Source organism: Cellulomonas sp. PS-H5 (assembly GCF_019265565.1).
Taxonomy (GTDB): Bacteria; Actinomycetota; Actinomycetes; order Actinomycetales; family Cellulomonadaceae; genus Cellulomonas.
Genome location: NZ_JAHVCI010000091.1, coordinates 1 through 10784 on the forward strand (window position 1 = coordinate 1; position 10784 = coordinate 10784).

Here is a 10784-nt window from a genome sequence, read left to right on the forward strand (position 1 = left end):
CGGTCGACGTCGCGGGGCGGGCCGGCGCCTGGGATCCGCCGGCCGCCCGGCCGACGCCCCGCGGCGGGGTCGCCTGACCGGCCTCGGGCGCGGCGGCCGCCGAGGCGGCGCGCTCCTGCTCCGCGAGCCGCGCGGCCTCGCGCTCCCGCAGCTCCCGTCGGGTCAGCGGGCTGCCGGACGAGCTCATCTCGGGGCCTCCTCGGGACCGGGGACGCAGCGGGCGATCTCGTGGATCACGACTCGCTCCCCCGGTACAGACCGTGCTTCGCGATGTACTGGACGACGCCGTCCGGCACCAGGTACCAGACGGGCTTGCCGCCGCGCGCGCGGGCGCGCACGTCGGTGGACGAGATGGCGAGCGCCGGGATCTCCCACTGGCTCACCCGGTCGGCGGGGAGGCCGTCGGTGGTGAGCGTGTGGCCGGGCCGGGTCACGGCCACGAACTGCGCGCGCTCGAAGAGCTCCGGCGAGTCCTTCCAGGTGAGGATCTGCTCGATGGCGTCCGCGCCGGTGATGAAGTACAGGTCGGCGTCGGGCCGCTCGTGCGCGAGATCCCGCAGGGTGTCGACCGTGTACGTCAGGCCGGGCCGGTCGATGTCGACCCGGCTGACGGTGAACCGCGGGTTCGACGCCGTCGCGATGACGGTCATGAGGTAGCGGTGCTCGGCCGGCGTGACGTCGACGTCCTGCTTGAACGACGGGGCGCCGGTCGGCACGAACACGACCTCGTCGAGGTCGAACCGCGCGGCGACCTCGCTGGCGGCGACGAGGTGGCCGTGGTGGATGGGGTCGAAGGTGCCACCCATCACGCCCAGCCGGGCTCGTCGCTGCGTCATCGGATGCGGGTCCCTACCGGCAGGCTCAGTCGTGGCGCGTGCCGACGCTCCGGAAGGCGAAGGTCACGAGCAGCAGGGCGATGAGGACGCCGAAGGCGGTGATGCCGAACACCACGGGCGAGAACGGCAGCTCGGTCGTGTGCTCGGCGGCGGTCTCGGCGACGCGCAGCGCAGCGTTCACGTGGTCCTCCCGGACGGGTCGAAGTGAGGGTCAAGTGTCGCACGTCCGGCGGGTCGCCCGCCGGACGCCGGGTCAGGGCCGCACGTGCCCGTCGCCGTGGACCACCCACTTGGTGGTGGTCAGCTCGCCGAGCCCCATCGGCCCGCGGGCGTGCAGCTTCTGGGTGGAGATGCCGATCTCGGCGCCGAGGCCCAGCTGGCCGCCGTCGGTGAACCGCGTCGAGGCGTTGACCATGACGGCCGCGGAGTCGACCTCGGCCACGAACCGCTCCGAGGCGGCGAGGTCACGGGTGACGATCGCCTCGGTGTGGCCGGAGCTCCAGGTGCGGATGTGCTCGAGCGCCGCGTCCAGGTCGTCGACGACGCGCACCGCGAGGTCGAGCGACAGGTACTCGGTCGCCCAGTCCTCGTCCGTGGCGGGCACGACCTCGACGCCGGCGGGGGCGGCCGCAGCGGTGGCGGCGTCGCCGTGCACCGTCACGCCGGCCTCGGCCAGCGCGGTCAGCGCGGACGGCAGGAACGCGTCGGCGGCGTCGCGGTGCACCAGCAGCGTCTCGGCGGCGTTGCACACCCCGACGCGCTGGGTCTTGGCGTTGAGCAGGATCGGCAGCGCGACGGCCGGGTCGGCGGTGGCGTCGACGTAGACGTGCACGTTGCCCACACCGGTCTCGATGACGGGCACGGTGGCCTCGCGGACGACGGTCTGGATGAGGCCGGCGCCGCCGCGCGGCACCAGGACGTCGACCAGCCCGCGCGCGTGCATGAGCGCGACCCCGCCCGCACGGCCCCAGGCGTCGACCGACTGCACGAGGTCCGCGGGCAGGCCCTGGGCCTCGAGCGCGGCGCGCAGCACGTCGACGATCACCGCGTTGCTGCGGGCCGCCGCGGAGCCGCCGCGGAGCACGACCGCGTTGCCGCTCTTGAGCGTCAGGCCCACGGCGTCGACCGTGACGTTGGGCCGCGCCTCGTAGATCATCCCGACGACGCCCATCGGCACGCGCACCTGGCGCATCCGCAGGCCGTTCGGCAGCGTCGAGCCGCGCACGACCTCGCCGACCGGGTCGGGCAGCGCCGCGACCTCGCGCAGCGCGCCGGCGATCGCCTCGATCCGCGCGGGCGTCAGGGCGAGCCGGTCGAGCAGGCCGTCCGAGATGCCGTCGGCGCGGCCGCGGTCCAGGTCCTCGGCGTTGGCGGCGACGATCGCGTCGGCGTGCGCGACCAGGGCGTCAGCGAGCGCGTGCAGCGCCGCGTCCTTGGCGCCGCGGGTCGCGACGGCCAGGGCGCGGGACGCCTCCTTGGCGCGCCGGGCCACGGCGAGCACCTCGGTGGTGACGTCGTCGGCCGACGGCGCGGCGGGCACGGCGGAGGGCTGGGCCCCGTCCGTGGCCGGGGCGTCGAGCGAGGTGGTCATCGCACCAGCCTAGTCCCGGACGCGGCGACGTCCCGCGGGCGTCTCAGCGCCCGGCGCGACCCGGCTCAGCGCCGGCGCCGCACCAGCACCAGGTCGTCCCGGTGCACGAGCTCGCGGTCGTACCCCTCCCCCAGCTCGGCGCGGAGCTCGGACGTGCTCCGGCCCAGCAGGTCGGGCGCCTCCTGCGACGAGTACGCCACCAGCCCGCGCGCCACCACCGTGCCGTCGGCGGCGACGATCTCCACGGGGTCTCCGGCCTCGAACTCGCCGTGGACGGCCGTCACCCCGGCCGGGAGCAGCGACGTGCCCCGCTCGACGACGGCCCGCACCGCGCCGTCGTCCAGCACGAGCCGCCCGTGCGTGCGGGCCGCGTACGCCAGCCACATCAGCCGGGTCGAGGCGCGCTTGCCGGTGGCCGCGAACCAGGTGCCGACGTCCTCGCCGGCCAGCGCCGGGGCGACCTGGGCCGCCGACGTCAGCACGACCGGCACGCCGGACGCCGTCGCGATCGCCACCGACTCCAGCTTGGTCACCATGCCGCCGGTGCCGACCCGGGACCCGCGCGCGGACACGTCGATCCCGTCCAGGTCCTTCGGCCCGCGCACCTCGGCGATCCGCCGCGAGCCCTCGCGGTCCGGCGGCCCGGTGTACAGCCCGTCGACGTCCGTCAGCAGTGCCATCGCGTCGGCGTGCACGAGGTGCGAGACCAGCGCGGCCAGCCGGTCGTTGTCGCCGAACCGGATCTCGTCCGTGGCGACGGTGTCGTTCTCGTTGACGATCGGCACGATGCCGAGGTCGAGCAGCCGCTCCAGCGCCCGCTGCGCGTTCCGGTACTGGGTCCGCCGCATCGTGTCGTCGGCGGTGAGCAGCACCTGGCCCACCCGCAGCCCGTGCTCGTGGAACGCGCGGGTGTAGTGCGCGACGAGCAGCCCCTGGCCCACGGACGCCGCGGCCTGCTGGGTCGCGAGGTCGCGGGGTCGCTTCGCGAGGCCGAGCGGGTCCATTCCGGTCGCGATCGCGCCGGACGACACCAGGACGACCTGGTGCCCGCCGTTGACCCGGGCAGCCAGCACGTCGACGAGCGCCCGCAGCCGGGCCGGGTCGAGCTTGCCGGTGCCGTCCGTCAGCGAGGAGGAGCCGACCTTGACCACCACGCGGCGGACCTCGGGCAGCAGGCGGCGGTCGGACAGGGCGGCGGCACTCACGGGGAGCATCATCCCCCGCGAGTGCCGCCGCGCCGCAGCGCCATCCGCTGGCCGGGACGCCGTCAGGGCATATCGAGGTCGACGACGGTCGTCCGCCCGGGCTCGACGACGGCGCGCTGCTCCGCGGACGATCCGTCACGGAAGACGGTGACGCGGTACTCGCCGGGTTGCAGGCGCTCGACCCGGAACGTCCCCTCCGAGTCGGTGTACTGCGCGAGCTCGATCACGGAGACGCCGGGGGTGAGGGGGGTCAGGCCGATCGCGCAGTCCGCGCACGGCGCGCCCGACGACTCCATCACGCTCCCGGCCAGCACCCCGGCCTCGGGGGCGGAGCATCCCGCGAGAGCCAGCGCACCAACGGCGGCGACGATCACGGGTACCGAGCTGAGTACGCGTGGAGAGTGCTGCCGACGGCGTTCGTGATGCGAACGCCCGAGTTGCTGGTCGTTCCGCCGGTCGTGTGGATGCCGATCGCGCAGTTGCCGCACGCCGTCCCCGCTTCCAGTCGCCAGATCGGCGCGCCGCTCTGCCCGTGGTAGGTGTCGATCTCGTACTTCCACTTGTCGCTGTTCTGGACGGCGACAGGGGCCGCGTGCGTCCACATCGTGTTGGCCGGCGACTTGTCGGCGGGATACCCGGTGACGGACCAGCTGCCGGACGGGGCGCTGTCGAGCGCCTGGTATCCCATGCTGCCGAGGACGTTCCCGGCGTTGCAGTTCAGGACGACGACGCCCCAGTCGTATGCACTGCCGGTCGTGCCGTCCCATCCCGTCGGAGCGGCCAGCACGTTGTACCCGCACTGCGCGTACGCGGTGTTTCCATCGAGTCCGAAGTAGACCCGGAAGTTCGTGTACCAGGTGCCCTGTCCATCGGTGAGGCAGTGGGCCGCAGTGGCCAACGTGCGGTTGCCGTAGAGCCAGCCGGTGCACGCGCTCGTCCCGTTCCCGGGACGGTCGAAGATGAAGAGCGGCATCTGCACGTAGGGGGAGGCGGTCACGTTCGTGATCCTGGTCCGGTCGTCCGTGCCGATGACTGCCCTCGCCCCCGGTCTCGACCCCGAGAGCGGCGCGAGCGCAGCCGCGACATCGTCAGGAACATCCGGAAAGATCTGCCCACCCACGAGGTCGGTGAGGTTGCCCGTGCCTGTCGACGCGGGCACCGTCAGCGCCGCGCCTGTGCCACCACGGGCCGTCGAGAGCGACGGTGAGATCGTCCAGGTCGCGCCTGTGCTGTCCTCCATCGTGATCGACCTCGGCGGAGCCTCCGGTGAGGCATGAGCAGCGGGGAGAGCGAGGACCGCCAGAGCGGCGCTCGCCAGCAACGCGGTGAGGGTTCGGCCGGGTGATGAGCGCATGCGCGCACTCCTTCGTCGGAGATCGGGCGAGTGCGGCTGCGTCGCCCATCATCCAGGCCGAGTCCCCGCTCGGGTAGACCCCCACGTGGAGATGAGTGGAGCGTCCTGCCCGACACGCCGGTGCGTGTCGGGCAGAACGCTCCACTCAAGGGGTGGGTTTTGGGAGACCCCGGGGTCAGTCCTCGCGCCAGAGGCCGGCCTCGCGCTCGGTCCACAGCTCCGCGCGCGCCTCCGCCTTGGCGTCCATGCGCTCCTTGTACTCCTGGCGCTTCTGCCCGCGGGTCGGCCGGCTGTGGTCCTCGAGGCGCTGGTCGGAGCCGCGGGGGCCGCCGAGCAGCTCGGACCCGGTCATCAGCGTCGGCTCCCAGTCGAAGACGACCGCGCTCGGACCGTCGCCGATGACCACCTCGGCGCCCGCGACGGCGCCGGCCTTGAGGAGCTTCTCCTCGACGCCGAGCCGCGCCAGCCGGTCGGCCAGGTAGCCCACGGCCTCGTCGTTGGCGAAGTCGGTCTGCCGGACCCAGCGCTCGGGCTTGCTGCCGCGGACCTGGAAGTACTCGTGGTCGCCGTCCTGCCGGCGCGCGACCGTGAACCCGGCCTCGTCGACGGCCTTGGGCCGCAGCACGACGCGGGTGGCCTCGGGGGCGGGCGCGTCGCGGCGGGCCTGCTCGACGACCTCGGCGAGCGCGAACGTCAGCGGGCGCAGGCCCTCGTGGCTCGCGGTCGAGATCTCGAACACGCGCAGCCCGCGCGCCTCCAGGTCCGGGCGCACCAGGTCGGCGAGCTCGCGGGCCTCGGGGACGTCGATCTTGTTCAGCACGACCATGCGCGGGCGCTCGGTCAGCGGCACCCGGCCGCCCTCGATGCCGATGTCCCCCGCGTACGCGGCGAGCTCGGCCTCGATGACGTCGAGGTCGGTGAGCGGGTCGCGGCCCGGCTCGAGCGTCGCGCAGTCGAGGACGTGCACGAGGACGGCGCACCGCTCGACGTGCCGGAGGAACTCCAGGCCGAGGCCCTTGCCCTCGCTGGCGCCCGGGATCAGGCCCGGGACGTCGGCGACCGTGTACCGGGCGTCGCCGGCCTGCACGACGCCGAGGTTCGGGACCAGGGTCGTGAACGGGTAGTCGGCGATCTTCGGCCGGGCGGCGGACATCGCGGCGACCAACGACGACTTGCCCGCGCTCGGGAAGCCGACGAGCGCGACGTCGGCGATCGTCTTGAGCTCGAGCACGACGTCGCGGGCGTCGCCGGGCTCGCCGAGCAGCGCGAAGCCCGGGGCCTTGCGGCGCGGGGACGACAGGGCGGCGTTGCCCAGGCCGCCGTGGCCGCCCTCGGCGACCACGAACGTGGCGCCGGCGCCGACCAGGTCGGCCAGCACCTCGCCGTCGGCGGACTTCACGACGGTGCCGTCGGGCACCGGGAGGACGAGGTCCTGGCCCGTCGAGCCCTGGCGGTGGTCGCCCATGCCCTGGGTGCCGGACGGGGCGTGCCGGTGCGGCGCGTGGTGGTAGTCGAGCAGGGTCGTGACCTGCGGGTCGACGACCAGGATGACGCTGCCGCCGTTGCCGCCGTTGCCCCCGTCGGGGCCGGCGAGCGGCTTGAACTTCTCGCGGTGGATGGACGCGCAGCCGTGGCCGCCGTCCCCGCCGCTGGCGTGCAGGACGACTCGGTCGACGAACGCGGCCATGTGCGGGTGGTTCCTTCCTGGACGGACGGAGGGGCGCACCGCGTCGTGCGGTGCGCCCCTCCGGCCAGCGTGCTGGGGTGCGGCGGTGTCAGCCCGCCGTCACGATGTCGATGACCTTGCGGCCACGACGGGTGCCGAACTGCACCGCACCGGCGGCGAGCGCGAACAGGGTGTCGTCGCCGCCACGGCCGACGTTCACGCCGGGGTGGAAGTGCGTGCCGCGCTGGCGGACGATGATCTCGCCGGCGTTGACGACCTGGCCGCCGAAGCGCTTGACGCCGAGACGCTGGGCGTTGGAGTCACGACCGTTGCGCGAGGAGCTCGCGCCCTTCTTGTGTGCCATCTCAGGCCTGCTTTCCTGCGGTGCTGTCTACGGGAGGAGTCACGGGCCGGCAGGCCCGCGAGGTCACTTGATGCCGGTGACCTTGAGGCGGGTGAGCGCCTGACGGTGGCCCTGGCGGCGGCGGTAGCCGGTCTTGTTCTTGTACCGCAGGATGTCGATCTTCGGGCCCTTCTCGTCCCGGACGACCTCCGCGGTGACCTTGATCTTGGCGAGCGCCGCGGCGTCCGACGTCACGGCGGTGCCGTCGACGAGGAGGAGCGCGGGCAGCTCGACGGTCTCGCCGGCCGCGGCCGCGAGCCGGTCGACGACGACGACGTCGCCGACGGCGACCTTCTCCTGGCGGCCGCCGGCCTTCACGATCGCGTACACCACGTTGCTGCTCATCTCTGCTCGTCGAACTACAGGTTCAGGGGCGCCCCGCCCTGCTGCCGGTCCCGGCGCGCCACCGCGGTGGCCGCGGAGCTCGGGAGGTCGGCGCCGCTGGGGCGTCACGCACGAACGGTGCCTCTGCGCAGCGACCCGGGATCAACCGGGCTCACCATCAGAGCGCACCGACGTTCAAGGATACGCAGACCCTCCGAGAGGGTCAAACCGCCTCCCTGCGGCCCCGCGCGGTGGGCGCGGGGCCGCAGGAGCGGTCAGGACGCGTCGTCCTCGGGGTCGGACTCGGTGCCGGACAGCTCGAACAGGCCCGGGTCGACCGGGGTCAGCTCGAGGTGCGGCTCGCCGGTGGCCGGGGCCGCGGCGGGCTGCTCCGGGGACCGCGCGGCGAGGTCGCCCAGCGCCGCGAGCACGTCGAGGGCGGGCTTCGCCTCGGCGGGCGCGTCCGCGGCGGCCTCGACCGGGGCCGGGGCCTCGGCGGGCGCCTCGGCCGGAGCCTGCGCGGCGGGGGCGGGCTGCTCCCCCGCGTCGCCGTGCGCCGCGTGCTCCTCGTCGCCGTGCGCCGCGTGCTCCTCGCCGTCGTGCGCGTGGGCGTGCGCCGCGGCCGCCGCGATGGTCGCGAGCGTGGCCTTGACCGCGTCCCGCGCCTCCGGCAGCACCGGGACGGCCGGCGTCGCGGCCGGCGCGGGCGCCTGCTCCTTGCTGCCGCCGCGCTTGCGACGCGCCTTCTTGGCCTCGCCGCCGCTCTCGGCCGGCTGCTGAGGCGCGCCCGCCTCCGGCTTGTGGTTGTGCTTCTCGACCGGCTCGGCGTGCACGATGAAGCCGCGGCCGTTGCAGTGCTCGCAGGTCTCGGAGAACGCCTCGACCAGGCCCTGGCCGACCCGCTTGCGGGTCATCTGCACCAGGCCGAGCGAGGTGACCTCGGCCACCTGGTGCTTGGTCCGGTCGCGGCCCAGGCACTCGACGAGGCGGCGCAGCACCAGGTCGCGGTTCGACTCGAGCACCATGTCGATGAAGTCGATGACGATGATGCCGCCGATGTCCCGGAGCCGGAGCTGGCGGACGATCTCCTCCGCGGCCTCCAGGTTGTTCCGGGTGACGGTCTCCTCGAGGGTGCCGCCCGCGCCGGTGAACTTGCCGGTGTTGACGTCGACGACCGTCATGGCCTCGGTGCGGTCGATGACCAGCGAGCCGCCGGACGGCAGCCAGACCTTGCGGTCCATGCCCTTGGCCAGCTGCTCGTCGACGCGGTGGTCCGCGAACACGTCGCCGGTGCCGGTGTACTTCGACACCTTCTCGGCCAGGTCCGGGGCCAGCTCGCCGATGTAGCCGGAGATCGTCGCCCACGCCTCGTCGCCCTGGACGACCAGCGAGGAGAAGTCGTCGTTGAAGATGTCGCGGACCACGCGGATCGCCAGGTCCGGCTCGCCCTGGAGCAGCGCCGGCGCGTTGGCGGTCTTCGACTTCTTCTCGATCGCCTCCCACTGCGACTGCAGGCGGGCGATGTCGGCGCGCAGCTCCTCCTCGGAGGCACCCTCCGCCGCCGTGCGCACGATGACGCCGGCCGAGTCGGGGACGACCTCGCGCAGGATCTTCTTCAGGCGGGCGCGCTCGGGCTCGGGCAGCTTGCGGCTGATGCCGGTCATGCCGCCGCCGGGCACGTACACGAGGTACCGGCCGGCCAGGGTGATCTGCGACGTCAGGCGGGCGCCCTTGTGGCCGATCGGGTCCTTGGTGACCTGGACCAGCACGGAGTCGCCGGACTTGAGCGCCTGCTCGATGCGGCGCGGCTGGCCGCCCTCGAGGCCGGCGGCGTCCCAGTTGACCTCGCCGGCGTACAGCACGGCGTTGCGGCCCTTGCCCACGTCGACGAACGCCGCCTCCATGCTGGGCAGCACGTTCTGCACGCGGCCGAGGTAGACGTTGCCGGCCATCGAGACCTGCGCCTGCCGGGACACGTAGTGCTCGACGAGCACGCCGTCCTCGAGCACGGCGATCTGGGTCTTGCCGTGCGCCTCGCGCACGACCATCGACCGCTCGACCGACTCGCGGCGGGCCAGGAACTCGGCCTCGGTGATGATCTGGCGGCGACGGCCCGCGTCGCGGCCCTCACGGCGCCGCTGGCGCTTGGCCTCCAGGCGGGTCGACCCGCGCAGCGCGGTGACCTCGTCCCCGCCGCGCGACGACGACCGGCGCGACGACGACTGCTGCTGCTCGCCCGCGTCCTCCCCGCCCCCGCGGCCCGAGCGGCGACGCCGACGACGCCGGCGGCTGCTGCCGCCCTGCTCGTCGCCCTCGCCCTGCTCGTCGGCCTCGTCCTCGCGGTCCTCGGCGTCCTCGGCCTGCTCGTCGCCCTCGTCGGACGGCTGCTCGGCGTCGTCCTCGCCCTGCTCGGCGTCCGAGCCCCCGCGCGAGCGGCGGCCGCGGCCGCCCCGGCGACGGCGGCGGCGCGGGGCGTTCTCGTCGCCCTCGTCCTCGGCGCGCTCGGCGGCGGTCTCCTCGGCCTCCTCGTCGGCCTGGTCCGCGGCGGCGGCCTCGACGGCGGCGGCGTCCTCGGCCTCGACGGCGTCGGTGGTCTCCTCGGCCGCGGCCTCGGCGCGCTCGGCACGCGAACGGCCACGGCGGCCTCGGCGGCGCGACGTGGCGGCCTGCTCCTCGGCGGGCGCGTCCTGCGGCGCCTCGGCCTCGGCAGCGGCGGCCTCGGCGGCCTGCGCGGCCTCGAGCTCGGCCTGCGCCGCGGCGGAGATCGCCTCGGGCGAGCCGGACGGGGCCTGGGCGCGGCGCCGGCGGCGCGGGGCCTCGGGCGCCTGGAACAGCAGCGCGGTCGTGGCGAGGCGCGCCGAGGCGGCGCGGTCCTGGTCCGCCTTCTGGCCGGCGGGCTGCCGGGTGGCGGGCTTGTCGGTGGCGGGCTTCTGGGCCGCGGGCTGCTGCTCGGCCGCGGCGGGCTCCTCGGCGGCGGACTGCTGCGCGGCGGGCTGCTGCGCGGCGGCCTCCGACGCGGCGGCGTCCGGCGCCCCGGCCTTGCGGGAGCCCGACCGACGACCACGGGACCGGCGCGCCGGCTCGCGCTCACCGGCGGACTGGCTGCGGCCGAGCTCGGCGAGCACGTCCAGGCGGCTCTCGGGAGCGGCCGCCGAGGTCTCCTCCGCCTGCTCGACGGCCTCGGCGACCTGCTCGTCCTCGGGCTGCTCGATGACGGCGTCCTCGTCCGCGTCCTCGACGGCCTCGGGCGCCGGGGCGACAGGCGCCTCGACGGCGGGCGCGGCGACCCGCTCCGGCGCAGCGGAGGACGCGGCGGCGCCGGCCCCGGCGGGGCGGGTGGCGCGGCGCGACCGCCGGGCAGGGGCGGCGGGGGCCTCGGGCGCGGCGGGCGCCTCGGCGGCCACC

General features: G+C 74.9%; 11 protein-coding genes. All 11 read right to left on the bottom strand.

Annotation, left to right across the window (positions count from 1 at the left end):
• A partial coding sequence (locus J5O08_RS19660) for a hypothetical protein (RefSeq protein WP_218708601.1) occupies window positions 1–187 on the bottom strand: 187 nt, incomplete at its 3' end.
• Between the two features lie 46 nt (window positions 188–233).
• A complete protein-coding gene (gene nadD, locus J5O08_RS19665) occupies window positions 234–836 on the bottom strand; it encodes a nicotinate-nucleotide adenylyltransferase (protein ID WP_147796070.1) in 603 nt (200 codons plus the stop codon).
• Between the two features lie 25 nt (window positions 837–861).
• On the bottom strand, window positions 862–1017 hold the full coding sequence (locus tag J5O08_RS19670) for a hypothetical protein (RefSeq protein WP_166943740.1): 156 nt from the start codon (window positions 1015–1017) through the stop codon (window positions 862–864).
• A 72-nt stretch (window positions 1018–1089) separates the two neighbouring features.
• Window positions 1090–2427: a glutamate-5-semialdehyde dehydrogenase gene (locus J5O08_RS19675; RefSeq protein WP_218708602.1), complete on the bottom strand. Its 1338-nt coding sequence runs from the start codon at window positions 2425–2427 to the stop codon at window positions 1090–1092.
• Between the two features lie 65 nt (window positions 2428–2492).
• Window positions 2493–3641 (bottom strand): glutamate 5-kinase, encoded by a 1149-nt coding sequence (gene proB, locus J5O08_RS19680; RefSeq protein WP_218708603.1) that lies wholly within the window; start codon window positions 3639–3641, stop codon window positions 2493–2495.
• 53 nt (window positions 3642–3694) lie between these two features.
• Window positions 3695–4006, bottom strand: coding sequence for a carboxypeptidase-like regulatory domain-containing protein (locus tag J5O08_RS19685; RefSeq protein ID WP_218708604.1), 312 nt, complete (start codon window positions 4004–4006; stop codon window positions 3695–3697).
• Window positions 4003–4872 carry a serine protease gene (locus tag J5O08_RS19690; RefSeq protein WP_218708605.1) on the bottom strand — a complete coding sequence of 290 codons (870 nt, stop codon included), beginning with the start codon at window positions 4870–4872 and terminating at the stop codon, window positions 4003–4005. Before J5O08_RS19690 ends, J5O08_RS19685 begins: the two co-directional genes overlap by 4 nt.
• 289 nt (window positions 4873–5161) lie before the next feature.
• Window positions 5162–6673 (bottom strand): GTPase ObgE, encoded by a 1512-nt coding sequence (gene obgE / locus J5O08_RS19695; RefSeq protein ID WP_218708607.1) that lies wholly within the window; start codon window positions 6671–6673, stop codon window positions 5162–5164.
• An 88-nt stretch (window positions 6674–6761) separates the two neighbouring features.
• The gene (gene rpmA / locus J5O08_RS19700) at window positions 6762–7016 is read right to left on the bottom strand and encodes a 50S ribosomal protein L27 (protein ID WP_147796066.1); all 255 of its coding nucleotides are present in this window, start codon (window positions 7014–7016) and stop codon (window positions 6762–6764) included.
• A gap of 63 nt (window positions 7017–7079) precedes the next feature.
• Window positions 7080–7388 carry a 50S ribosomal protein L21 gene (gene rplU, locus J5O08_RS19705; RefSeq protein ID WP_203670265.1) on the bottom strand — a complete coding sequence of 103 codons (309 nt, stop codon included), beginning with the start codon at window positions 7386–7388 and terminating at the stop codon, window positions 7080–7082.
• Between the two features lie 266 nt (window positions 7389–7654).
• Window positions 7655–10783: an Rne/Rng family ribonuclease gene (locus J5O08_RS19710; RefSeq protein ID WP_308281742.1), complete on the bottom strand. Its 3129-nt coding sequence runs from the start codon at window positions 10781–10783 to the stop codon at window positions 7655–7657.
• Window position 10784 lies beyond the last annotated feature (1 nt).